We start from the raw sequence: 25,968 nt of genomic DNA, 5'->3' as shown, positions 1-25,968 counted from the left end.
TGCGGGAGCTTTTGCGTGTCCGAACTTCTTACCGTCATCCTTCTCGGCATCGTCGAGGGGATCACCGAATTCCTGCCGGTCTCGTCGACAGGCCATCTCATCCTCGCGACGCGGCTGCTCGGCTATGATGCGGGGCGCTGGGAGGTGTTCAACGTCATCATCCAGCTCGGCGCGATCCTTGCGATCGTGGTCCTGTACTGGCGGACCTTCTGGGCGGTGGGCATGGGCCTCATTCGCCGCGAGCCGAAATCCTGGCTGTTTCTGCGCAATCTGGTGGTCGCCTTCATCCCTGCCGCGGTGATCGGGCTGGCGCTGCACCATTATATCGAGGCGCTGCTCGGCAATGCGAGGTGGTCGCGATCGCGCTGGTCGTTGGCGGCTTCGCCATTCTAGCGGTCGAGCGGTTCGCACCGCGCAGCGACATAAGCGGTGTCGCTGACATCCCGCTGCGCACCGTCGTCGGGATCGGCCTGCTCCAGTGCCTCGCGATGATCCCTGGCGTCAGCCGCTCGGGCGCAACGATCCTCGGGGCGCTGGCACTCGGCGTCGAGCGGCGCACCGCCGCCGAGTTCAGCTTCTTCCTCGCCATCCCCACGATGCTGGGGGCGAGCGGGCTCGAACTGATGAAGAACCATGCGGCGCTGACCAGCGGCGAGGGTGTCGGCCTGCTGTCGATCGCGATCGGCGCGCTCGTTTCGTTCGTCGTCGCGTTGCTGGTGGTCAAATGGTTCGTCGGAATCGTCACCAAGCACGGGTTTGTGCCGTTTGCATGGTATCGCATCGCCGCGGGCTCCGCCGCGCTGGTATGGCTCCTATCGAAATAGGTCCGAGTCGGGATATATTCCGTGAGATTTGTGAATATATCCCCCGACCTGCGAGATTTGGCGTAATATATAGGTCAGTTTAGCTGACATAATAGGCGTTTTTGCCGTGACAAACCTTCGACGACGCAATAACGCGATTGTCGGAGGCATAAATGGCGAACGATTCGATGCTCAAATTCGTCGGGCGGGAGCAATCCTATCCCGACAAGCGTAATGCGGTGGAACGCGCGGACGATTTCCGCGAGATCGCCGCGCGCTATGCAGTCGAACCCGCCGAGGAGCAGGCGGGGCGCTGTTCGCAATGCGGCGTGCCCTATTGCTCGGTCCATTGTCCGCTCCACAATCATATCCCCGACTGGCTGCGCCTGACCGCTGAGGGCCGGCTTCGCGAGGCGTATGAGCTCAGCAACGCGACCTCGACCATGCCCGAGATCTGCGGTCGCATCTGTCCGCAGGACCGGCTGTGCGAGGGTAATTGCGTCATCGAGTTCACGGGCCACGGCGCGGTCACGATCGGCTCGGTCGAGAAGTTCATCACCGACACCGCCTGGGAGAATGGCTGGGTCGAGCCGCTGGTCCCCGGCAAGTCTCGCGGCCAGTCGGTCGGCGTGATCGGGGCAGGGCCTGCCGGGCTGAGCGCCGCCGAATATCTGCGCGGCCACGGCTATGACGTGCACGTCTATGATCGTTACGACCGCGCGGGCGGCCTGCTCACTTATGGCATTCCCGGGTTCAAGCTCGAAAAGCCGATTGTCATGCGTCGGGTCGAGCGACTGAAGACCGCGGGCATCGTGTTCCACGAAGGCTTTGCGGTCGGTGACGACGCCAGCCTCGACGAGCTGAGGCAGCGCCACGACGCGATCCTGATCGCGACCGGCGTGTACAAGGCGCGCGCGATGGACCTGCCCGGTGGCGGTTCCAATGGCGTGGTGGCGGCGCTCGACTTCCTCGTCGCGTCGAACCGCAAGGGTTTCGGTGATGCGGTCCCCGCGTTCGACGACGGCAGCCTGAATGCCGAGGGCAAGGACGTCGTCGTGATCGGCGGCGGCGATACCGCGATGGACTGTGTCCGCACCGCGATCCGCCAGGGCGCCAAGTCGGTGAAATGCCTCTATCGCCGCGACCGCGCGAACATGCCCGGGTCGCAGCGCGAAGTCGCCAATGCCGAGGAGGAGGGCGTCGAATTCGTCTGGTTGTCGGGCCCGCAGAGCTTCGACGGCGGCGAGAGCGTGTCGAGCGTCAGGGTGCGCAAGATGCGTCTGGGCGCAGCCGATGCGAGCGGTCGCCGCACGCCCGAACCCGATCCTGCCGGTGACTATTCGGTCGATGCCGACCTGGTCATCAAGGCGCTGGGCTTCGATGCCGAGGACCTGCCGACCTTGTTCGCGACGCCCGAACTGGGGGTAAGCCGCTGGGGTACCGTGCTGGTCGATGGCAAGACGCTGATGACCAGCCTCGACGGCGTGTTCGCAGCGGGCGACATCGTCCGCGGCGCAAGCCTGGTCGTGTGGGCGATCCGCGACGGCCGCGACGTGGCCGCGACGATGCACAAGTATCTCAAGGCGAAGGCGGCCAGCGCGAAGGTCGCGGCATGAGGCTCGGGTTTCTCGGGGCGGTGTTGCTGGCGGGTGCGGCAGTCCCGTCGGCGGCGCATGCGCAGGCAGCGCCTGTTGCCGCCGCGGCACCTGATCCGGCCCGACTTGCAGCAGCGCGCGAATTGATCGACGTCTTGATGCCTCCCGAATCGCGCGCGCGGATGATCGAGGGCATGATCGCGCCGATGTTGGGCAATCTCCAGCAGGGCATGGCGCAGAGCCCGATGTTCAGCAGCGCAATGGCTAAAAATCCGCAGATGCAGGCGCAGTTTGCCGCCTTCATGAACCAACAGCAGACTCGCACGCTGACGTTGATGCGCGACGGCATGCCGGGCATGTTCGATGCGATGGCGCGTGCCTATGCGCGCCGCTTCGACGTCGCCCAGTGTCGCGACATCAAGGCGTTCTTCGCGACGCCGAGCGGACGCCTGTACATGCAGCAGTCGCTGACGATCATGGCCGATCCTGACGTCGCCGCGTGGCAGCGGTCGATGATGGAATCCTCGATGCGCCACATGCAGGCCGATGTCGCCGAATTCGCCAAGCAGGTTGCCACGCCCGAGCAAAAGAAGAAGTGACGATGACCGACTCCAGCACCGATCAGCGCCAATATCTCGCCGAGCACGGCATGTACCGTCCCGAATTCGAGGGTGATGCCTGCGGCGTGGGTCTCGTCGCCGCGACCGATGGCCGCGCGTCGCGGCGCGTCGTGCAGTCCGCGGTCGATGCGCTGAAGGCGGTGTGGCACCGCGGCGCGGTCGATGCGGACGGCAAGACCGGTGATGGCGCAGGTCTTCACATCGACCTTCCGCTCAAGTTCTTCGACGATGCGGTCGCCGCTTCGGGGCACAAGGTGCGGCCGAACCGGCTCGCGGTCGGCATGATCTTCCTGCCGCGCACCGATCTGGGGGCGCAGGAGGATTGCCGGACGATCGTCGAGAGCGCGATCATCGAGGCGGGCTATACCATCTATGCTGGCGCCAGGTGCCCGTCGACGTGTCGGTGATCGGCCAGAAGGCGCAGGCGACGCGCCCCGAGATCGAGCAGATCATGATCGCCGGGCCGCTGCCCGAAGAACAGGACGCCGCCGAGTTCGAGAAGACGCTGTACCTGGTCCGCAGGCGTATCGAGAAGCGCGTGATCGCGGCGCAGATCCAGGGCTTCTACATCTGTTCGCTGTCGTGCCGCTCGATCATCTACAAGGGGCTCTTCCTCGCCGAATCGCTGTCGGTCTTCTATCCCGATTTGTGCGACCAGCGGTTCGAGAGCCGCGTCGCGATCTTCCATCAGCGCTATTCGACCAACACCTTCCCGCAATGGTGGCTGGCGCAACCGTTCCGGTGCCTTGCGCATAACGGCGAAATCAACACGATCCGCGGCAACAAGAACTGGATGCTCTCCCACGAGATCCGGATGGCGAGCCTCGCGTTCGGCGATAATTCGGAGGACATCAAGCCGGTGATCCCGGCAGGCGCGTCCGATACCGCCGCGCTCGATGCGGTGTTCGAGGCGATCTGCCGCTCGGGCCGCGACGCGCCGACCGCAAAGCTGATGCTGGTGCCCGAGGCCGCGAGCCCCGACATGCCGCCCGAGCACCGCGCGATGTACCAGTATCTGGCGTCGGTGATGGAGCCATGGGACGGCCCGGCCGCGCTGGCGATGACCGATGGCCGCTGGGCCGTCGCAGGCATGGACCGCAACGCGCTCAGGCCGCTGCGCTACACGTTGACCGTCGACGGGCTGCTGATCGTCGGATCGGAAAGCGGGATGGTTGTCGTCCCCGAATCGACGATCATCGCCAAGGGGCGGCTCGGGCCGGGCGAGATGATCGCGGTCGACCTCGACGAAGGACGGCTGTTGCAGGACCGCGCGGTCAAGGATCGCATCTCCGGCGAGGCCGACTATGCCGCGATGATCGGCGAGTTCCACACGCTGGCAGACCTGCCGTCGGTCGAGGACGCCGTGGTCCGCTATGATCGCGCCGAGCTGGCGCGACGCCAGGTCGCGGCCGGGCAGACGATCGAGGACATGGAGCTGATCCTGTCGCCGATGGTCGAATCGGCCAAGGAAGCGATCGGATCGATGGGCGACGACACGCCGCTCGCGGTCATTTCGGACAAGCCGCGGCTGATTAGCCAGTTCTTCCGCCAGAATTTCAGCCAGGTGACAAACCCGCCAATCGACCCGCTGCGCGAGCGGCACGTGATGTCGCTCAAGACGCGGTTCGGCAATCTCGCCAACATCCTCGACGTGCGCGACCAGCGCGAGCGCGTGCTGGTGCTCGATTCACCGGTGCTCACCGGTGAGCATTGGGCGCGGCTGAAGGCGCATTTCGGCGGCGCGGTCGCCGAGATCGACTGCACCTTCGACGCGGGCGGCGGCCCGGAGAAGCTGCGCGCGGCGATCCAGCGGATCCGCAACGAGGCCGAGCAGGCGGTCCGCCAGGGCAAGAGCGAACTGTTCCTGACCGACGAGGCGATCGGCGAGGACCGCGTCGGCATCGCCGGCGTGCTCGCGGTGGCGGCGGTGCACACGCATCTCGTCCGTCGCGGCCTGCGCTCCTATGCGTCGATCAACGTGCGCACCGCGGAATGCCTCGACACGCACTATTATGCCGTGCTGATCGGCGTCGGCGCGACCACCGTGAACGCGTATCTGGCCGAGGCCGCGATCGTCGATCGCCAGAGCCGCGGGCTGTTCGGTGATCTCGATCTCGCCGAATGCCTCCGCCGCCACCGCGTCGCGGTCGAAGAGGGGCTGCTCAAGATCATGTCGAAGATGGGCATCGCGGTCATATCGTCCTACCGCGGCGGCTATAATTTCGAGGCGGTCGGCCTGTCGCGCAGCCTGGTGAACGACCTGTTCCCCGGCATGCCCGCGAAGATCAGCGGCGAGGGCTATGCCTCGCTCCACGTCAACGCGACCGATCGCCACGAAGCGGCGTTCGATCCGGCGGTCGCGACGCTGCCGATCGGCGGATTCTATCGCCAGCGCCACACCGGCGAGACGCATGCCTATTCGGCGCAGCTGATGCACCTGCTCCAGACCGCGGTCGCGACCGACAGCTATACGAGCTATCTGCAATTCTCGCGCGGGGTGTCCGACCTGCCGCCGGTGTATCTGCGCGACCTTCTCCAGTTTAACTTCCCGGCCGAGGGCGTGCCCGTCGACCAGGTCGAGGCGATCACCGAGATCCGCAAGCGGTTCGTGACGCCGGGCATGTCGCTCGGCGCTCTCTCTCCCGAGGCGCACGAGACGCTGGCGATCGCGATGAACCGGATCGGCGCGAAGGCGGTGTCGGGCGAGGGTGGCGAGGACAAGTCGCGCTTCGTGCCGTACGCGAACGGCGACAATGCGAACTCGACGATCAAGCAGATCGCCTCCGGCCGGTTCGGCGTGACCGCGGAATATCTGAACGCGTGCGAGGAGATCGAGGTCAAGGTCGCGCAGGGCGCCAAGCCCGGCGAGGGCGGCCAGCTGCCCGGCTTCAAGGTGACCGAGTTTATCGCCAAGCTGCGTCATGCGACGCCCGGCGTGACGTTGATCTCGCCGCCGCCGCACCATGACATCTACTCGATCGAGGATCTGGCGCAGCTCATCTACGACCTGAAGCAGATCAATCCGCGCGCGCGGGTCTGTGTGAAGCTCGTCAGCTCGGCGGGCATCGGCACCGTGGCGGCGGGCGTCGCGAAGGCGCATGCCGACGTGATCCTGATCGCGGGGCATGTCGGCGGGACCGGCGCGTCGCCGCAGACGTCGATCAAATATGCGGGCACGCCGTGGGAAATGGGGCTGTCCGAGGTCAACCAGGTGCTGACGCTCAACGGCCTGCGCGGGCGCGTGCGGCTGCGCACCGATGGCGGGCTCAAGACCGGACGCGACATCGTGATCGCCGCGATCCTCGGCGCGGAAGAGTTCGGGATCGGCACGCTGTCGCTGGTGGCGATGGGCTGCATCATGGTCCGCCAGTGTCATTCGAACACCTGTCCGGTCGGTATCTGCACGCAGAACGACGCGCTCAGGCAGAAGTTCGTCGGCACGCCCGAGAAGGTCATCAACCTGATGACGTTCATCGCCGAGGAAGTCCGCGACATCCTCGCGCGGCTGGGCGTGAAGAGCCTCGACGACGTGATCGGCCGTACCGAGCTGTTGCGGCAGGTCAGCCGTGGTGCCGAGCATCTCGACGATCTCGATCTCAACCCGATCCTCGCCAAGGTCGACGCGTCGGATGCCGAGCGGCGCTTCTCGCTCTCGACCTTCCGCAACGAAGTGCCCGACAGCCTCGACGCGCAGATCATCAAGGATGCCGCGGCGGTGTTCTCGCGCGGCGAGAAGATGCAGCTGACCTATTCGGTGCGCAACACGCACCGCGCGGTGGGCACGCGGCTGTCGAGCGAGATCACGCGCAAGTTCGGCATGTCGACGCTCGCCGACGATCACGTCACGATCCGGTTGCGCGGCTCGGCGGGCCAGTCGCTCGGTGCGTTCCTCTGCAAGGGGATCACGCTCGAGGTGTTCGGCGATTCGAACGACTATGTCGGCAAGGGACTGTCGGGGGGGACGATCATCGTCCGGCCCGCGGTGAGTTCGCCGCTCGCCAGCCAGGACAACACGATCATCGGCAACACCGTGCTCTATGGCGCGACCAGCGGCCGGCTGTTCGCGGCGGGGCAGGCGGGCGAGCGGTTCGCAGTCCGCAACTCGGGCGCGACCGTGGTCGTCGAGGGCTGCGGCGCGAACGGCTGCGAGTATATGACCAACGGAATCGCGGTCGTCCTCGGCGCGGTGGGGGCGAACTTCGGCGCCGGGATGACCGGGGGGATGGCGTTCGTCTATGATCCCGAGGGTCTGTTCGCAAAGCGCGCCAATCCCGAGAACATCACCTGGGACCGGGTGAAGTCGCTCCACTGGGCGGACGTCCTGCTCGACCTGGTGCGCGACCATGCGGATACGACCGACAGCAAATGGTCGAAGGGCCTGCTCGAGGACTGGGACCGGGTGGCACCGCATTTCTGGCAGATCGTGCCGAAGGAAATGCTGACGCGCCTGCCGCATCCGCTGGACGACAGCGCGGAGCTGGTCGCGGCGGAATAGCGGTGCTTCCACCACCCCGGCGAAGGCCGGGGCCCAGTTGAAAAGGTCGCAGTAACGGAGCGCGGTGCTTCGTTACCTACGGCCCCCAATTGGGCCCCGGCCTTCGCCGGGGGAGGGGGGAAAGAAGGGGGTTCACGCGGAGACGCGGAGACGCGGAGCTTGAATCCCCTCGTCGCTTTTCGATCGCGAACGGTGATGAAGGAGCTTCGCTCACAGCGAGCGCAACACCTCCGCGCCTCCGCGCCTCCGCGCGAACCCAATCTTCTTACGCACCGGCAAACCCGCGCTAGTGACACACCCGCCCGATGCCGCCTAAACGGACGCTATGTGGCAGCTTTATCAATTCCCCTTATGTCCCTTCTCGCGAAAGGTGCGCTTGCTGCTGGGTGAGAAGGGCATCGGCTACGAGCTCGTCCGCGAATCGCCCTGGGAACGGCGTGACGAGTTCATGGACATGAACCCCGCGGGGCAGACGCCGGTGATGGTCGATGCGTCGCGCGGCGTCGCGCCGCTGATCGATTCGATGGCGATCTGCGAATTTTTCGAGGAAACCGTCGAGAAGTCGGCGATGATCAACGGCACCGCGACCAACCGCGCGGAGATCCGCCGGCTGGTGACGTGGTTCGACACGCATTTCTATCGCGACGTGACCGGCCCCTTGCTCCACGAGCGGATGGTCAAGCGCCTCGCGCACCGCGCCGCACCCGATGCCAAGGGCCTGCGCGAGGCGATGAAGGCAGCGGTGGGGCATCTGGACTACACCGATTACCTGCTCGATCACCGCAACTGGCTCGGCGGCGCGACGATGAGCCTCGTTGATCTGGCCGCCGCGGCGCAGATCTCGGTCACGGATTATCTCGGCGGGATCGACTGGAAGGGGCACGACCAGACGGCACGCTGGTATCGCGGGTTCAAGAGCCGGCCGAGCTTTCGTCCCTTGCTGAGCGAGCGCATGGAATTGATCGCGCCGCCCGCGCATTACGACAATGTGGACTTCTGACGATGGCCGAGCCCGGAATCGCGTTCGACGACTTTGCTAGGGTGGATATCCGGGTCGGGACGATCATCGCGGTCGAGCCCTTTCCCGAGGCCCGCAAGCCTGCGTTCAAGCTGACGATCGATTTCGGTGACACGATCGGGACCAAGCGATCCTCGGCCCAGATCACCGACCATTATTCGCCCGAGACGCTCGTCGGCCGCCAAGTCGCCGCGGTGGTCAATTTTCCACCGCGGCAGATCGGGCCGATGATGTCCGAGGTGCTGACGCTGGGCTTTCCCGATGCCGACGGCAAGGTCGTGCTGATCGCACCGTCCGAGCCCGTCCCGAACGGCGGCCGCCTCTTCTGACGCGGCGCCGTCCGGGCCGAATACGGCCCGGATCCTAGCCCTCGAGGCTTTTCGAGCTCTGCTCGACCATGTCGCGCGACAAGCCGGGCGTGTTCAGGATCCGCTCGAGTTCCGCGCGCATCAGCCCGGCGCGTTTGGCGTCGAACCGGCGCCAGCGACCAAGCGGCGGCAGGAGCTTTGCCGCCGTCTGCGGATTGAGCCGGTCGAGCGCGATCAGATGATCCGCGAGGAAGCGATAGCCGCTGCCGTCGATCGCATGGAAGGCGCGCTGGTTCGCCGCGAACGCGCCGATGAGCGCGCGCGCGCGGTTCGGATTGGTCAGCGTGAAGTCGGGATGGCGGGCGAGCGCCGCGACGACCGTGCCGGTATCGTCGCGCGACGACTGGGCCTGGGTCTGGAACCACTTGTCGAGCACCAGCGGATTGCTGCTGTAGCGCGCGTAGAAGCGGTCGAGCGCCGCGTCGCGCTGTGCCGCCGTCGAGCTGACGAGCGCGGTCAGCGCGCCCTGGCGGTCGGTCATGTTGTCCGCCCCCTCGAACTGCGCGAGTGCCAGTTCGGCGGCGTCGGGGGCGTCGCTCGCCATGATATAGGCGAGCGCGACCGAGCGCAGCCGGCGCAGGCCCTTGCCCTCGGGCGTATAGGCAAAGGGTGCCGAACCGGCGCGCGCATGCGCCTGGCGCCACTGGCGTTCGAGCTGCGTGCCGAGATCGCGACGCAGGCCGTCGCGCGCGCGGAAGATGGCGTCGGGATCGACGATCCGCATCTGGTCGCCGATAAAACTCTCGGAGGGGAGCATCACCGCTTCGGCGATGAAGGCGGGGTCGAGATCGGGATCCTCCAGCGTCCGGGCGACCGCGGCGATCACACCGTCATGCTCCGCGCGACCCGTGCTCGCGCTGGCCACGAGCGTCTCGAGCATCAGCTGCTGCATCGCCTCGTACCGCGCGAAGGGATCGTCGTCATGCGCGCTGAGAAAGGCGAGATCCGCGGCGCTGCGATCGCTTTCGACCACGACCGGCGCGGAAAAGCCGCGATTGATCGACAGGACCGGGCGTTCGTCGATCCCCTCGAACCGGATCGTCTCGCCCGGCCCGTCGAGCAGGACGAGCCGTTCGTCGATCAGCGCGGTGCCCGTGTCGGCGCCGAACAGCTTGATCGCGAGCGGCAGGACCATCGGCGCCTTGTCCGGCTGGCCCGGCGTGGCGGGTACATGCTGTGCCAGGGTCAGCGTCGCGCTCTGCGCCACGGGATCATGCGACAGGCTCGCCGAGAGGCGCGGGGTGCCCGCCTGCGAATACCAGAGGCGGAACTGCGTCAGATCGATCCCGCTCGCCTCTTCCATGCTGGCGACGAAATCCTCGCAGGTCGCGGCGGTGCCGTCGAAGCGGTCGAAATACAGATCGGTCCCCGCCCGGAAGTTCTTCGGCCCGAGGATCGCCGCCATCATGCGGATCAGCTCGGCGCCCTTGTTGTAGATCGTCGCGGTGTAGAAGTTGGAGATCTCCTGATAGGATTCGGGGCGGACGGGATGCGCGAGCGGCCCTGAATCCTCGGGAAACTGCGACGCACGCAGGCCGCGGACGTCCTCGATCCGCTTGACCGCACGGCTGCCCTGGTCGGCGGAGAAACCCTGGTCGCGATAGACCGTGAAGCCCTCCTTCAGCGACAGCTGGAACCAGTCGCGGCAGGTGATCCGGTTGCCCGACCAGTTGTGGAAATATTCATGCGCGACGACCGCGGCGATCGCGTCATAGTCGTAATCGGTCGCGGTATCGGGGTCGGCCAGGATGTAGCGCGAGTTGAAGATGTTGAGCCCCTTGTTCTCCATCGCGCCGAAGTTGAAGTCGTCGACCGCGACGATGTTGAACACGTCGAGATCATATTCGCGGCCATAGGTCGCCTCGTCCCAGGCCATGGAGAGCGCCAGCGCCTCGAGCGCATGATCGGTCTTGGCGAGGTCCGCCTTGCGCACCCAGATGCCGAGCGAAACCTCGCGCCCCGACATCGTCGTGAAACGGCCCGAATTGACCGCGAGATCCCCGGCGACGATCGCGAAGAGATAGGAGGGCTTGGGGAAGGGGTCGTTCCATTCCGCCCAGTGGCGGCCATCGGCGAGATCGCCCTGTGCGACGGGGTCGCCGTTCGCCAGCAGCACGGGGAAGCGCGCCTTGTCCGCCGTCATCCGCACCGAATAGCGGCTGAGCACGTCGGGGCGGTCGGGGAAATAGGTGATGCGGCGAAACCCCTCCGCCTCGCACTGCGTGCACAGATTGCCGCCCGAGGCATAGAGCCCCATCAGCTGGGTGTTGCGGTCGGGGGCGATCTCGACCTCGGTCTCGACGACATGCGCGTCGCCCGACAGGGGGATCACCAGCTGCTCGCCCTCGAAATGCCAGTCGTTGACCGCGACGCCGTCGACCATGATCGACAGCGGTCGCTGGCCTGCCCCATCGAGCTTCAGCGGATCGCGGTGGTCACCGTTGCGGGTGACGGACAGCGTCGCGATGACGCGCGTCGCGGACGGATCGAGCGTGAACTCCAGCCGTGTCGTCGGCACCAGCCAGGCCGGCGCCGTATAATCCACCCGGCGAATGGCGACCGGGGCAGCGATGTCGGGCTGGGCGAGGCTGTGTTGGATGTCGAGCATAGACGTCGAATATAGGGGCCGTCGCGGGCTCCGCCAGCCAAAGCTTGCCGGGCTGTGCTTGCGTGTCGCGGCCGGCGTGCTACCCGGCTGCAACACGTTCGTCTTGCGAGGATTTCGGCATGTATCGGTTCATCGGCGCGCTCTCGGTGCTCGCCCTCTCCACGGCGACGCTGGCGCAGACGTCGGCCCCGCAACCGAAAGCCGCCGCGCCGACACCGGCAGCCGCATCGGGGTCCACCCCGGCGGCCACCCCGGCGGCAAAGCCCGACCCGGCGATCCTCAATGCACGGCTCGCAGCGCCGCTGCCGGCGGATCAGGCGGCGATGAAGGCGCACGTCCTGTTCCTCGCCTCCGATGCGATGAAGGGGCGCGAGGCGGGCAGCCCCGAGTTCGACATCGCCGCGCAATATGTCGCGGCGCAATTCTATGCCGCCGGTCTGCGGCCAGGTGGTGACGATGCCGGCTATCTGCAGCGCGTGCCGCTGGTCAGCTACAAGGCCGCGGACAAGGGCAGCTTCACCTGGACGCCGCAGTCTGGCGCCGCGCAGCCGCTCGTGTTTGCGGCAGATTATGTCCCCGCCGCCAACGGTGCGAAGGCGGATACCGCGGTGTCGGCGCCGATCGTGTTCGTCGGTTATGGCATCGACGCCCCGCAATACGGCCAGAACGACTATGCCGGCGTCGACGTGCGCGGCAAGATCGTCGCCTATTTCGGTGGTGCGCCGGCGCGGTTCAGCGGCGAGGAACGTGCCTTTTTCGGATCCGGCGGCACCAAGGCCCGGACCGCCGAAAGCAAGGGGGCGGTCGGCGTGATCACGCTCGAAAGCCCGCGCACCGCCAAGGCCCGCCCGTTCGCGCGATCTGCACAATTTTACGACGCTGCCCGGATGACCTGGGCCAACCCCGACGGCACCGGCAAGGTCGACGCGCCCGGCGCGCCGTCGCTCGGCACGCTGAGCGTCGCAGGCGCGACCAAGTTGTTCGGCGCGTCGTGGAAGGCGATCGCCAAGCAGGCGCGGTCGGACAATGCCAAGTTCAGGTCCGCACCGCTTGCGGGCACGCTGACGGTCGCGACCAAGACGAGCTTCGCGCCGGCGGCAAGCAGCAATGTCGTCGGCGTCATTCCCGGCACCGATCCGGTGCTCGGCAAGGAGGTCGTCGTGCTGTCCGCGCATCTCGACCATATCGGCATCACCCGGCCCGCGAACGGCGCGAAGGACGGCGATGCGCTCAACAACGGCGCGCTCGACAATGCGATCGGCATCGCCAGCCTGATCGAGGAAGCCAAGCGCTTCACGACCAGCGGCAAGGGTTCGAAGCGCACGTTGATCTTCCTCGCGGTCACGGGCGAGGAAAAGGGGCTGGTCGGCAGCGATTATTTCACCAACCACCCGACCGTGCCGCTCGCCAATATCGTCGCGGACGTGAACCTCGACATGCCGATCCTGACCTACAAGTTCGAGGACATGGTGGTGTTCGGCGCGGAGCGATCGACGCTCGGTCCGATCGTCCAGACGGCGGTCGCGGCGATCGGTGTCGGCCTGTCGCCCGATCCGATGCCCGAAGAGGGAATCTTCGTCCGCTCGGATCATTTCCGCTTCGTTCAGAAGGGGATCCCGGCGGTGTTCCTGTGGCCGGGGCAGAAGGGGCCGGGCAAGGCCGCGGTCGCCTATTTCATGGCGAACAATTATCACAAGCCGTCTGACGATCTGTCGCAGCCGATCCTGTGGGATCAGGGCGTGCGGTTCGTTGATGCGAACTACCGGATCGCGCGTGAGATCGCCGATGGCGCGGAGCGGCCGGTCTGGAATGCGGGCGACTATTTCGGCACGCTCTACAAGGGCCCGATGGGTCGGGCGGCGGCCGCGAAATGAGCCGGCTGCTCGTCTTCGGCCTCGGCTATACCGCGTCGCGGATCGCACGCCGCCTGGCCGGGGACGGGTGGCATGTCGTCGGCACGTCGCGCGACGGTCGCGACGGCACGATCCGGTTCGACGACGCCGCCGCGGTCATGACGGAGATCGCCGCGGCGACGCATATCCTGTCCTCGGTCCCGCCCGAGCATGACGCCGACCCCGTTCTGGCGCGCTACGGAGCGGCGCTGCTTAGAACGCGCGCCTGGCTCGGCTATCTGTCGTCGACCGGCGTCTACGGCGATGCCGGTGGTGCCTGGGTCGACGAGACCGCGCCGATCGGCGGCGGACGCCGGAGTGCGCGCGCGGCGGCGGATGCCGACTGGCTCGCGATCGGCGCGCGGACCTTTCGCCTGCCCGGCATCTACGGCCCCGGCCGGTCGCCGCTCGACCGCGTGCGCGAGGGCAAGGCGCACCGGATAGACCAGCCGGGCCAGGTGTTCAGTCGCGCGCATGTCGACGATATCGGCGCGGGCGTGATCGCGGCGTTCGATGCGCCGGCGGGCGCCTATAATCTGGCGGATGACGTTCCGGCGTCGCAGAACGACGTCGTCGCCTTCGCCGCGGCGCTGCTCGGTCTGCCCGCGCCGCCGTTCGTGACGATCGAGCAGCTGTCGGCGATGGGCCGTGGTTTCTATGCCGAGAACCGGCGGGTCGCGAACGGCAAGGCGAAGCGCGTCCTGCGCTGGACCCCGACCTGGCCGGATTACCGGGCGGGTCTGCGGGCGCTGAGCGCGATGACGAGTCCTGCCCCTGCGAGTACCGCACCGGCCACCGCCAGCGTCGACCAGTGATAATGCTCGAAGATCGTCGATAAGATCATCGCGATGACCGGGACGATCACCCCCGAATAGGCCGCCTTGGCAGGCCCGATCGCGCGGATGACGTTGAAATAGAGCGGGAAGGCGAGCGCGGAGGCGAAGATGCGAGATAGAGGATCCCGGCGATATAGCCCAGCCGCAGCTCGAACACCGGCGGCCCGGTGGTGATCCAGGCGAAGGTCGCGTCGAGCGTCGCGCCGATCAGCATCGCGATCGCCAGCATCGGGGCCATCGGATAGCGTTTCGCAAACGCGCTGCCCTGCATGACATTGGCGATCGACGCGGCCAGGACGCCGCCCAGCGTCAGGGCGATGCCGATGGTCGCGGACTGCGGACCATGCGGATCGACCCGCGCCTCGTTGACGAACAGCAATGCGACGCCCGCCATCGCGACGGCGCACCCGAGCATCAATTGTCGCCCGAGCTTCTGCCCCAGGAAGATGCGGCCGAACACCGCGTTGGGGACGAGCAGCAACGCGAAGACCACCGCGACCAGCCCCGACGTCACATAATGCTCGGCACGGTAGACGAAGTTGAAGTTGAACGTGAACAGCGCGGTGCCGATGATCGCGGCAAAGGCGTAGCCGCGGGCGTCGAGCAGGAGGCTTTCGCGCTTCACCCGCGCATAGATGGCCATCGCAATGCCGGCGATGAGGAAGCGGTAGCTGATCGACCAGCTCGGCGGCACCACCGCGATCTGGTCGCGGATGACGAGCCAGGTCGACCCCCAGATCAGCGTGACGATCCCGAACGGGACCAGCACCGCCGCGCGCGTCGACTGGATCGGGGGTTGCGGCGAACCGGACGGCCCGGTCATAACGACCGGATCGCGTCCGCGAGCTGGTCGACCGGACCGACCGGTGTGTCCCACGCGGTCACCAGCCGGATCTCGCCCGCTGCCCAGTCATAGAAATCGAACCCCTGCGCGCGGAGCGCGGCGGCCTCGTCGGGGGTCGCGCGGAGAAAGACCTCGTTGGCCTCGACCGGATGGACGAGGCGGTCGCCCGCGGCCGCGGCCAGTCGCGTGGCAGCCTGGTTCGCGGCCTCGCCATTGGCGAGCCAGAGGTCGTCCTCGAGCATCGCGAGGATCTGTGCGGCGAGGTATCGCCCCTTTGACAGGAGCAGGCCCGCCCTCTTGCGGCGATACTGGGTGACGGCGGCGAGCTGGGGTTTGAAGAACACCAGCGCCTCCGCGCTCATCGCGCCGTTCTTGACGAAGCCGAAACTCAGCGCGTCGACGCCTGCGCGCCACGTCATGTCGGCGGGCGAGCATCCCGCATGGACCATCGCATTTGCAAAACGTGCGCCGTCCATGTGGAAGCCGAGGCCGCGCTCACGCGCGAGCGCGCCGATCTCGGCGACTTCGTGGGGGCGGTAAACCTGGCCATATTCGGTGGCGTTGGTGATCGAGATCGCGTGCGGCTGGACGCGGTGGACGTCGTCGGGGATCGCGTCGAGAACGGTGCGGATCGTCGACGGTGTCAGCTTCGCGCCCTCCCCATCGGCGAGGAACAGCTTGGCGCCGTGGGTGTAGAATTCGGGCGCGCCGCCCTCGTCGTTCTGGATATGCGCGTCGCGGTGGCAGACGATGCCGCCATGCGGCGGGCACAGCGCGGCGAGCGCGAGGCAGTTGGCGGCCGTGCCGGTGGGCACCCACAGCACCGCGACCTCGGTCTCGAACAGCGCCGACAGGCGGCCGTCGAGCTGCTGGCTCCATTGATCGCCCGCATAGGCGGTGTCGAGCGTATCGGCGGCGGCGATCGCGGCCATGACCTGCGGATGGATCTTGGCGGCGTTGTCGGAGAAAAAGCGCATGGTGAGGACATGCTGCGATGCAGTGATGGCGTCAACGGGCGCTTCGCCTGGGTCGCCCCCTTCGACGTCGTTATCCCGGGGCCTGACTTTCGTCAGGATGACGGCGGGGGATCGAACTACTGCCCCTCGTCAAATCCCGGTTCCTCCTCGGGCGGCCGGCGATCGTCGCGTGGTGGCCCATCCTCCGGTCGATCGCGGCGTGCGGGGCCGACCGAGATCGTCCCGTCCTCGCCCATCTTCAGGTTGAAGCCGAGCCCCTCGATCTCGCCGCCGAGCGGCAGGACGCTGTTGTCCCCGTCTTCGGGGGGCAGTGCATCGGGGTCGATTTCCTCGACCGGCGGCGCGGGGGCGGCGACGGGGGCGATGCCCAGCGCGGACTGCATGAAGTCGCGCCAAATCCGCGCCGGGATGCCACCGCCAGACAGGCCGGGATTCGAACTATTGTCGTCGTTGCCGACCCATACGCCGACCACCAGGTCGCGCGCGAAGCCGACGAACAGCGCATCCTTGTTGTCCGACGTCGTCCCGGTCTTGCCGAACGCATCGACCGTCAGGTTGGCGCTCCGCCCGGTTCCGTTGCGGATCGAGGCGGCGAGCAGATCGAGCATCTCGTCATGGATCTTCGGCGGCAGGGCGGTCGAACCGCCGGTCAGCGACTGATACCAGCCCTTTTCCCGAACATCGGCCAGCCCGCGCGGCTGCACCGGATAGGTCTCGCGCGCGATCGCGGCATAGGCGGCGGTCAGTTCGAGCAGCGACACGGTCGAGGTGCCGAGGCCGATCGTCGCCTCGTTCGGAATGGGCGTGGAAATCCCCAGGTCGCGCGCGGCCTTGATCACCGCCCGGACGCCGACCTGTTGCGTCAGCCGGGCGGCGGCAACGTTGGACGATCGGGCAAATGCCTGGCGCAGCGTGATCGTCCCCTGATAGCGGCCGTCGCTGTTCTTGGGCGTCCAGTCGCCGATCGTCACCGGGCGGTCCTCGATCGTCGAATCGGGTGTCATCCCCGCGCGCATCGCGGCGAGATAGACGAACAGCTTGACGTCGATCCGGGCTGGCGACGCGCCTGCGTCGCGCGGTTGAACGGGCTCTTGCGGTAATCCTTGCCACCGACCATCGCGACGACCCGGCCGTCGGGGCGCATCGCCACCAGCGCGACCTGCGCCTCGCGCAGTCCGCGCGCGCGACGGTGCGTTCGGCGGCGCGTTGCAGCCGCGGATCGAGCGTGGTCCGGACGGTCGTCTCGGTCTTCACCTCGCCCGCCTGGTCGCGCGCCTCGGGCAGGATCCAGTCGGCGAAATAGGTGCCGTTGGGGAGTTGCGTCGGGCGGTTCGCCAGCACGCGTTGCGGGCGGACCGCATCGCCCTCCGCTTCGGTAAGGAAGCCTGCGGCGACCATCGCGCCGACGACGACGGCTTCACGCTTGCGCGCACCCTCGAGGTTGGAGGTCGGGGCGAGCCGCGACGGCGCCTTGACCAGGCCGGCGAGCATCGCTGCCTGGCCGACGTTCAGCGCCGCGGGTGTCCGGCCGAAATAATGCTTGGCAGCCGCGCTGATCCCATAGGTGTTGTCGCCGAAATACACGTTCGACAGATAGCGCGAGAGGATCTCGTCCTTCGACAGCCATGCCTCGAGCCAGACGGCGATCATCGCCTCGCGGATCTTGCGCGTCGCGGTGCGATCCGAATCGAGGAACGCGTTCTTCGCAAGCTGTTGCGTGATCGTGCTGCCGCCCTGACGCACCCCGCCCGACCCGAGATTCGCCCAGGCCGCGCGCGCGATCCCGCGCGGGTCGATACCCCAGTGCGAATAGAAGCGGCGGTCCTCGATCGCGAGGAACGCCTCGCGCACGTGCGGCGGCAGCGTCGCCGCGTCGACCGGTTTGCCGATGATCGCGCCGCGCCGTGCGATCGGCGTGCCGTCATCGGCGGTCAGCGTGATCGAGGGCGGGGTCGGCGGCTGCAGTGATTTCGACAGGGGCGCGGTGATCGCCAGCCAGATGATCGCGATCACCAGCAGGATGATGCCGATACCGGTGCCGCGCACGATCCACCGGCCGATCCCGCCCCGCCTGCGCCGCGGTGTTGCGGGCTGGGGGTAGCCATCGTCCTGGCGGGGATCGTAATTGCCGTCCGGATCTTCGCCCAGTCGCTCGCGCTCATATTTCTCGCGCAGGCGTTCGCGCTCGGTGATCAACCGTTCGCGTTCATAGGCATAGGGCTCGCGTTCGCCGGACATGCCGGAGCCGGATCGGGCGGGGTCGAAGGGATCGGGGCGCATCGGATCGTTCCAGCGGTCGGGCATCTGGTGTGTTATCGTTCTATGACAGTTCGGACAAGCCTATGCGCACGCTTAACGTGTACGCGCGCTGAGCGACAGCATTGGCCTGTTGTCATCACCGGGCGAAACGGGGAAGAGCATAATGATGACGTTCGAACAGGGTGACACCGTGGCAGCTACCGACTCTCTATCGCCCTCCCTGCCGCTTGTCGTCGGCATTGGCGGGACGATCGGCGGCGTGTCGTCGACCGAGCGCGCATTGCGGATCGCGCTCGATTCGGTCGAGCGACACGGATACCGGACACAGATGTTCGGCGGCGCGGACATGGCCCGGCTGCCGCTTTACGATCCCAAGGCGACCGAGCGGACCGAGGACGAGCGTGCCTTTGTCGCGGCGGTGCGCGCGGCATCGGCGGTGATCATCGCCAGCCCGGGCTATCATGGCAGCATCTCAGGCGTGGTGAAGAATGCGCTCGACCTGCTCGAGGAAACCGCACGTGATGCCGAACGGCCCTATCTGGCGGACATGCCGGTCGGGCTGATCGCGACCGCCTATGGCTGGCAGGCGACGGGCAGCACGATCGCGGCGCTGCGCTCGATCGTCCACGCACTTCGCGGCTGGCCGACGCCATTCGCAGCGGCGATCAACACACAGGTGACGAAATTCGATGCCGAGGGCGGGGCGAGCGATCCCGCGGTCCTCGAGCAGCTTCGGCTGGTCGGCCGGCAGGTCGCGCGGTTCGCACCTTTGTCCGAACCGGCAAACTGACCGCGCGTCGCACCGCCGCGTCACCCGGGCCTGGCCCGGAATGACGCGGTGGGCGGGACGGGCCGGTGTTAGCGCAGCCCGCCGCCGAGCGCGCGATAGAGCTCGACCGCATTGGTATCGCGGACCAGCCGCGTCGCCAGCAGGCTCTGCTGCGCGGTGTAGAGCGACCGCTGTGAATCGAGCGTGTTGAGGAACGGATCGATCCCCGCGCGGAAGCGCAGTTGCGACAGGTTGAACGCGCCCGCCGCATTGTCGCGCAGCGACGTCTGCGCTTCGAGCTGGCCGTTGATCGTACCGCGGCGCGCGAGCGCATCGGCGACTTCACGGAAGCCGGTCTGGACGCTCTTCTCATAGGTAGCGAGCATCGCGTCGCGCGAGGCCTTGGCGTAGTCCAGATTGCCCTTGTTGCGACCGAAGTCGAAGATCGGCTGCGTGATCGACGGCGCGACCGACCAGGATTCGCTGCCCTTGCCGAACAGGTTCGACAGGCCGAGGCTCAGCGTGCCGAGCGACGCGGTCAGCGAGATATTGGGGAAGAACGCCGCGCGGGCCGCACCGATATTGGCGTTCGCCGCAATCAGCTGATGCTCGGCGGCCGCGACGTCGGGGCGGCGCAGCAGGACTTCGGAGGACAGGTTGGCGGGCAGGTTTTCCAGCGTCGGCGTCTTCTCCGGCATCCGGGCCGGCAGCAGGTCGGCGCTCAGCGTGGTGCCTGCGAGCAGGTTGAGTGCGTTCTGGTCCTGCGCGATGAGCGTCGTCGCGTCGGCGATGTCGGAGCGCGCCTGGTCATAGGTCGTCCGCGCCTGGCGCACTTCGAGTTCGGACGCGATGCCGATGCGGAATCGATCCTGCGTCAGCTTGAGCGTTTCCCCAAAGGCCCGTTCGGTGTCCTGCGCGATCTTCAGCCGATCCTGGTCCGCCGCCATCGTCAGCCAGGCTGTCGCGGTTTCCGCGATCAGCGACACCTGCGCGGCGTTGCGGTTTTCCTCCGCGGCGAAATAGGCCTGCTGCTGCGCCTGGGTCAGATTGCGGACCCGGCCGAACAGATCGATCTCCCAGGCCGAGACGCCGAGATTGGCCGAATAGATATCGAACCGGCCGCCGCCGGCGACCGGCCCCGGCACCGGTGCCGCCGCCGCCGTTGCCGCCTCCAGTACCGCCGCCCGTCGTGCCGCCCGTACCGCCACCGACGGCGCCGAAGGGGGACTTCTGATAGGTTGCGCTGCCCGTCGCACCCAGCGTCGGGAACAGGTCCGCGCGCTGGACGCGATATTGCGCCCGCGCCTGCGCGACATTGGCAACCGCGATGCGGACATCGCGGTTGTTGTCGAGCGCGGTGCGAATGACGCGGCGCAGGCGGTCGTCGGTAAAGAACGCCTCCCATGCGGTGTCCGCGGGCATGATCGCACCCGCCGCATCGGTCGCCGCATAAGCCGGTCCGGTCGGCGTTGACGGAGCCACCGGAATCTCGGGCCGGACATATTTCGGGGCCAAGTTGCAGCCGGCGAGCGTGAGCCCGGCGGCGAACGTCAGAGCGATTTTGCGCGAGAACATCGGATCAGGCCTCCTGCGGCCGCTGGTCGTGGGTCGTGGTGTCGCCGTCACGGGTGTCATCACGGTGGCGGTCTCCGTCCTGCTGGCCGGGCTTGTCCTGCTTGAAGACGCGCTTCACGAGCAGGAAGAACAGCGGCACGAAGAATATCGCGAGCACAGTCGCGGACAGCATGCCGCCCACCACCGCCCAGCCGATTGCGTTCTGGCCGCCCGCGCCCGCACCGCTCGACAGCGCGAGCGGGAGAACGCCGAAGATGAACGCGAACGAGGTCATCAGGATCGGGCGAAGACGCAGCTTGGCGGCCTCGACCGCGGCATCCGCCGCATTCATCCCGTCACCCATCTTTTCCTCGGCGAACTCGACGATCAGGATCGCGTTCTTCGCCGCCACGCCGATCGTCGTGATCAGGCCGACCTGGAGATAGATGTCGTTGTTGAGCCCCGCGACATCGCCGCGAGCACCGCACCGAGCACGCCGAGCGGTACGACGAGGAGCACGGCGATCGGGATCGACCAGCTCTCGTACAGTGCGGCAAGGCACAGGAACACGATCAGCAGCGACAGCGCATAGACATAGGTCGACTGCCCGCCCGAAAGCTGTTCCTCATAGCTGAGGCCGGTCCACTCATAGCCGATGCCGGGGGGCAGCTTGGCCGCCATTTCCTCCATCGCCTTGATCGCGGTGCCGCTGCTGACGCCGGGTGCGGGCGACCCCATGATCTCGAACGAGGCGACGCCGTTATAGCGTTCGAGACGTGCGGGACCGTAGGTCCAGCCGGTGGTCGAGAAGGACGACATCGGCGTCATCGCGTTGGTCGCGCCGCGGACATAGAAATTGCCGAGGTCTGCGGGCGACTTGCGGAACGGCGCATCGGCCTGGACGAACACCTTCTTCACGCGACCGCGGTCGATGAAGTCGTTGATGTACGATCCGCCGAACGCGGTGCTGACGGTGGTGTTGATGTCCGCCTGACTCAGGCCGAGCGCGCCTGCCTGGGCCTGGTCGACGTTCAGTTTGAGCTGTGGCGCATCCTCCAGGCCGTTCGGACGGACCTGCATCAGGCGCTTGTCCTGGCTGGCCATGCCGAGCAGCATGTTGCGTGCCTCGAGCAGCTTGTCGTGGCCGACGCCGGCATTGTCCTTCAGCATGAAGTCGAAGCCGTTGGCGTTGCCCAGTTCCTGCACGGCGGGCGGCACGAAGCCGATCACCATGCCGGCGCGGATCCCGGCGAGGGCCTGGTTCGCGCGCTGGGCGACCGCGGCGACGGTATTCGCGTCGCCTTCGCGATCCTCCCACGGCTTGAGCTGGATGAAGGCGAGACCGACATTCTGACCCTGGCCGACAAAGCCGAAGCCACTGATCGTGAAGATGCCCGCAATGTTGGCCTTCTCGTCGACCAGGAAGTGATCGCGCAGCTTGTCCATCGTCCGCGCAGTCTCTTCCATCGTCGTGCCCGTGGGCATCGACACCTGCGCGAACATCAGGCCCTGATCCTCTTCGGGAAGGAAGCCCGAGGGCAGTCGCAGGAAGACGAACAGCATCGCGCCGACGATGACCGCATAGACGATCATCGTCCGTACCCAGCCCTTTTCGACGCGGCGCAGGCCCTTGCCATATCTGTCGACGCCGCGATCGAAGGTCCGGTTGAACCAGCCGAAAAAGCCCTTCTTGTCGCCGTGATCCTGCTTGGACGGCTTCAGGATGGTGGCGCAGAGTGCGGGCGTCAGGATCAGCGCGACCAGCACCGAAAGCACCATCGACGAGACGATGGTGATCGAGAACTGGCGGAAGATCACGCCGGTCGAGCCGCTGAAGAACGCCATCGGCAGGAACACCGCGGACAGCACGAGGCCGATGCCGACCAGCGCGCCGCTGATCTCGTCCATCGATTTCTTGGCGGCCTCCTTGGGGCTCAGCCCCTCTTCCTGGATCAGGCGTTCGACATTCTCGACGACGACGATCGCGTCATCGACGAGCAGGCCGATCGCCAGCACCATGCCGAACAGCGTCAGCGTGTTGATCGTGAAGCCCGCGACCTGAAGCACGGCGAGCGAGCCGAGCAGCACGACCGGCACCGCGATCGTCGGGATGAGCGTGGCGCGGAAGTTCTGGAGGAAGAGGAACATCACGAGGAAGACGAGGATGATCGCCTCGATCAGCGTGTGGACCACCTGTTCGACCGACAGCCGGACGAACGTCGAATTGTCGACCGGATAGGCGATCTTGACGTCGGCCGGGAACTGCTTGGCGATCTTCTCGACCTCGGCCTTCACCAGCGTGACGGTGTCGAGCGCGTTGGCGCCCGGCGCCAGCTTCACGCCGAAGCCTGCTGCCTGCTTGCGGTTGTAGCGCGCCTGGAAGCTGTAGTTTTCCGAGCCCATTTCGACCCGGGCGACATCGGCAAGGCGCACGGTGGCGCCGCCGGTGGCCGAGCGAATGATGATCTGGCGGAACTGTTCCGGAGTCTGCAGACGCGACTGCGCGGTGACGGTCGCGTTGAGCGCCTGGCCCTTGACCGCGGGAAGGCTGCCGACCTGACCGGCGGAAACCTGTGCGTTCTGCGCGGTGATTGCCGAGGTGATGTCGGTGACGGTGACGCCGAGGTTCGACATCTTGAACGGATCGACCCAGATCCGCATCGAATATTGCGCGCCGAACACCTGCGTGTCGCCGACGCCCTTGATCCGGCTGAGCGGATCCTGGAGCTTGGAGGCGATCAGATCGCCGAGATCGACCTGGTCATGGCTGCCGTCCTGCGAATAGGCGGCGATCACGAGCAGGAAGTTGGCGGTCGCCTTGGTCACGCGAAGCCCGGCCTGCTGCACTTCCTGCGGCAGGAGCGGGGTCGCCTGTTGCAGCTTGTTCTGCACCTGGACCTGCGCGATGTCCGCGTCGGTGCCCTGTTCGAAGGTCAGCGTGATCGCGAGATTGCCCGCGCCATCGCTGGTCGATGCAAAGTAGCGAAGGTTGTCGATCCCCTTCATCTGCTGCTCGATGATCTGCGTCGTCGTGTTCTCGAGCGTCTGCGCGTCGGCGCCCGGATAGGACGTTGCGACCGTCACCTTGGGCGCGGCGATCTCGGGGAACTGCGCGATCGGCAGCGACCGGATCGCCAGGACGCCGGCCAGCATCAGGATGATCGCGATGACCCATGCGAAGATGGGTCTATCGATGAAATAGCGTGACATGAGGCGTTACTTCCCGGCCTGCGTGGAGGCGGCGCCGCCAGCTGCGGCATTCCCGGCAGCGTCCTTGCCACCGGCCTTGCCGACCTGCTGCGGAGCGGCGGGCTTGACGGTCGTGCCGGGGCGCAGGTTGAGCAGCCCCTCGACGATCAGCTTGTCGCCGGGCTTCAGCCCGCTGGTGACGATCCACTTGTCGCCGATCACGCGGTCGGTGACGACATTGCGCTGCTCGACCTTGTTCTGCGCGGTGACGACCATCGCGGTCGCCTTGCCGCGCGGATCGCGCGTGATGCCTTCCTGCGGGGCCATGATCGCCTGGCTGCGGATACCCTCGACCAGCTTGGCGCGGACATACATGCCCGGCAGCAACAGCCCGTTGGGATTGGGGAAGCTGGCGCGCAGCGTGACCGCGCCCGTCGCGGGGTCGACGGTCACTTCCGCGAATTGCAGGCGACCCTCGATCGGATAGGTCTGGCCGTTGGGCAGGATCAGCTGGACGCGTGCGGTACCGTCGCCGCGCGTCACGCCGCCCGACGCCATCGCCGCCTTCAGGTCGAGCAGCTGCGCCGCCGACTGGGTGACGTCGACATAGACGGTGTCGGTCCGCTGGATCGTCGCGAGCGCGTCGGTCTGCCCGGTCTGGACGAGCGCGCCGGCGGTGAAGATCGAACGGCCGATACGACCCGAGATCGGCGCCTTGATGCGGGTGAAATTGAGGTTCACGCGCGCGGATTCGACCGCTGCACGCTGCGCTGCAACATTGGCACGCGCCTGTTGTGCGGACGCGGTGGCGTTGTCCGCCTCCTGCTTGCTGACCGCGTTCAGCGCGACGAGCTGGCCGTAACGCTGCGCCTGGAGTCGGGTCGCATTGATCTGCGACTGCGCGGCGCCAAGCTGGCCCTGCGCAGTGCCGAGCGCGGCGCGATAGGGGGCGTCCTCGATCTCGTAGAGACCTGGCCCGAACGGACCATCGCGCCCTCGGTGAACAGGCGACGGCGGATGACGCCCGACACCTGCGGCCGCACTTCGGACGTCTCCACCGCGGCAATCCGCCCCGGCAACTCGGTGGTGAGCGTCACCGCCTCCTGCGCGACCGTCACGACGCCGACCGTGGGCGTCGGCGGGGGCGGGGGGGCCTCTTCCTTGCTGCACGCCGCCATCAGCGCCAGCGCGGCCAGGGCCACCGATCCCTTGAGATTCAATCGCTGCATGTTGAGCATCCCGACGTCCGTGCAGAAGAGTTCACCGGAATGAACGTTCATTCCGCTTGCGCCGCCGCTATGGACGTGCGAACGCCGGGTCAAGTTAAAACGTCGTCCGGAGTGGAATTTTGAGTGCAGTGCAACATGAGAAGTCGGCGCGTTCGCACATCGTTGATGCGGCCCGGCATCTTTATGCGACGCAGGGATTCCATCAGACGTCGATGGCCGAACTGGCTGCCGCTGCGGACGTCAGCGTCGGCCAGATCTACCGCCTGTTTACCGGCAAGAACGCGCTGATCCAGGCGCTGATCCTCGAGGATGCCGAGGCCAAACTCTCAGACCTGCGCAAGCTGACCGACGACGTGTCGACGGGGCGGCTGTCGATCGAGCGCGGATTTGTCGAGCTCGCGCGGCGGTCGCTCGCCAAGGGGGATGAGGCGTTGTCGTTTGATATTATGGCGGAAGCGCATCGCAACGGCGAGGTCGCGGACACGATCGGTTCGCTGTGCGCGGGGTTTCGCGCGGTGGTGCGCGATCTCGCCTGCGTCGCCAATCCCGCGTTGTCGGCGGATGCGCTCGACGGCGCGGAGGAGCTGGTGCTGGCGTGCATGTTCGGGCTGGGGCATCGGACACTGTCCTGTCCGCGGCTGTCCGAGACCGAGACCGCAGAAGTCACCGGGCGCATGATCCTCGCGGCGCTCCACGCGCTCTGAGACACGACACGGTGTCCTGACGACGGGGCAGGCGGCCCCGTTTGGCGGGCGGGCGGCGGTGCGGGGCATTACCGATTGTTGCACTGCGGCGCGCGAAGTCGGATAAGCGGTCCATGACCGAAACGACACGACGCGACATCATGATGGCCCTTGCGGCCACGGGCCTGTGGCCGGCGGCGGCACTGGCACAGACGGGGGCGGGCACCCC

General features: G+C 66.9%; 10 protein-coding genes and 7 pseudogenes. 10 read left to right on the top strand and 7 right to left on the bottom strand.

Annotation, left to right across the window (positions count from 1 at the left end):
* The first annotated feature begins 15 nt into the window (after positions 1–15).
* The 6 genes and pseudogenes from NI18_RS00085 (at position 16) to NI18_RS00060 (ending at position 8,860) form a co-directional block, all read left to right on the top strand.
* A pseudogene (locus tag NI18_RS00085) lies at positions 16–824 on the top strand (undecaprenyl-diphosphate phosphatase).
* A gap of 152 nt (positions 825–976) precedes the next feature.
* Positions 977–2,419, top strand: coding sequence for an NAD(P)-dependent oxidoreductase (locus NI18_RS00080; protein WP_037527153.1), 1,443 nt, complete (start codon positions 977–979; stop codon positions 2,417–2,419).
* Positions 2,416–2,997, top strand: a complete 582-nt coding sequence (locus tag NI18_RS00075; protein ID WP_037527151.1) for a DUF2059 domain-containing protein — start codon at positions 2,416–2,418, stop codon at positions 2,995–2,997. Before NI18_RS00080 ends, NI18_RS00075 begins: the two co-directional genes overlap by 4 nt.
* A 2-nt stretch (positions 2,998–2,999) precedes the next feature.
* Positions 3,000–7,513 (top strand): annotated as a pseudogene (gene gltB / locus NI18_RS00070) (glutamate synthase large subunit).
* A gap of 325 nt (positions 7,514–7,838) precedes the next feature.
* On the top strand, positions 7,839–8,513 hold the full coding sequence (locus NI18_RS00065) for a glutathione S-transferase family protein (RefSeq protein ID WP_031396481.1): 675 nt from the start codon (positions 7,839–7,841) through the stop codon (positions 8,511–8,513).
* 2 nt (positions 8,514–8,515) lie between these two features.
* Positions 8,516–8,860 (top strand): tRNA-binding protein, encoded by a 345-nt coding sequence (locus NI18_RS00060; protein ID WP_031441545.1) that lies wholly within the window; start codon positions 8,516–8,518, stop codon positions 8,858–8,860.
* Between the two features lie 34 nt (positions 8,861–8,894).
* Here NI18_RS00060 and pepN read toward each other — a convergent pair whose 3' ends face one another.
* Entirely contained in the window at positions 8,895–11,507 is a 2,613-nt protein-coding gene (gene pepN, locus NI18_RS00055) for an aminopeptidase N (protein ID WP_037527147.1), read from the bottom strand.
* A gap of 119 nt (positions 11,508–11,626) precedes the next feature.
* Between pepN and NI18_RS00050 the strand changes: the two genes are divergently transcribed.
* Positions 11,627–13,381: a M28 family metallopeptidase gene (locus NI18_RS00050; RefSeq protein ID WP_037527145.1), complete on the top strand. Its 1,755-nt coding sequence runs from the start codon at positions 11,627–11,629 to the stop codon at positions 13,379–13,381.
* Entirely contained in the window at positions 13,378–14,214 is an 837-nt protein-coding gene (locus NI18_RS00045) for an epimerase (RefSeq protein WP_031441547.1), read from the top strand. The genes NI18_RS00050 and NI18_RS00045 overlap by 4 nt, the downstream gene beginning before the upstream one ends.
* Here NI18_RS00045 and NI18_RS00040 read toward each other — a convergent pair.
* From NI18_RS00040 to NI18_RS00030, 3 genes and pseudogenes are all read right to left on the bottom strand, one after another.
* Positions 14,127–15,058 (bottom strand): annotated as a pseudogene (locus NI18_RS00040) (EamA family transporter). The gene NI18_RS00045 and the pseudogene NI18_RS00040 sit on opposite strands and share 88 nt — an antisense overlap.
* Positions 15,055–16,056 carry a beta-eliminating lyase-related protein gene (locus NI18_RS00035; protein ID WP_031441549.1) on the bottom strand — a complete coding sequence of 334 codons (1,002 nt, stop codon included), beginning with the start codon at positions 16,054–16,056 and terminating at the stop codon, positions 15,055–15,057. The pseudogene NI18_RS00040 and the gene NI18_RS00035 overlap by 4 nt, the downstream one beginning before the upstream one ends.
* Before the next feature lie 116 nt (positions 16,057–16,172).
* Positions 16,173–18,360, bottom strand: a pseudogene (locus NI18_RS00030) (PBP1A family penicillin-binding protein).
* A gap of 121 nt (positions 18,361–18,481) precedes the next feature.
* On the opposite strand from NI18_RS00030, the gene NI18_RS00025 reads away from it, so the two are divergent.
* Complete coding sequence (locus NI18_RS00025) at positions 18,482–19,105, top strand: NAD(P)H-dependent oxidoreductase (protein ID WP_052148883.1); 624 nt, start codon at positions 18,482–18,484, stop codon at positions 19,103–19,105.
* A gap of 68 nt (positions 19,106–19,173) precedes the next feature.
* Here the strand turns inward: NI18_RS00025 and NI18_RS00020 are convergent.
* The 3 pseudogenes from NI18_RS00020 to NI18_RS00010 form a co-directional block, all read right to left on the bottom strand.
* Positions 19,174–20,659, bottom strand: a pseudogene (locus NI18_RS00020) (efflux transporter outer membrane subunit).
* Positions 20,660–20,663: 4 nt separating this feature from the next.
* A pseudogene (locus tag NI18_RS00015) lies at positions 20,664–23,848 on the bottom strand (efflux RND transporter permease subunit).
* Between the two features lie 6 nt (positions 23,849–23,854).
* Positions 23,855–25,056: pseudogene (locus NI18_RS00010) on the bottom strand (efflux RND transporter periplasmic adaptor subunit).
* A gap of 128 nt (positions 25,057–25,184) precedes the next feature.
* Between NI18_RS00010 and NI18_RS00005 the strand changes: the two are divergent.
* Positions 25,185–25,760: a helix-turn-helix domain-containing protein gene (locus NI18_RS00005; protein WP_320481913.1), complete on the top strand. Its 576-nt coding sequence runs from the start codon at positions 25,185–25,187 to the stop codon at positions 25,758–25,760.
* The last annotated feature ends 208 nt before the right edge of the window (positions 25,761–25,968 follow it).

Source organism: Sphingomonas sp. Ant20 (genome assembly GCF_000783375.1).
Lineage (GTDB): Bacteria > Pseudomonadota > Alphaproteobacteria > Sphingomonadales > Sphingomonadaceae > Sphingomonas > Sphingomonas aerolata.
Note: the sequence above shows the minus strand (reverse complement) of the source record. Positions and strands in the feature narration are given on the sequence as shown.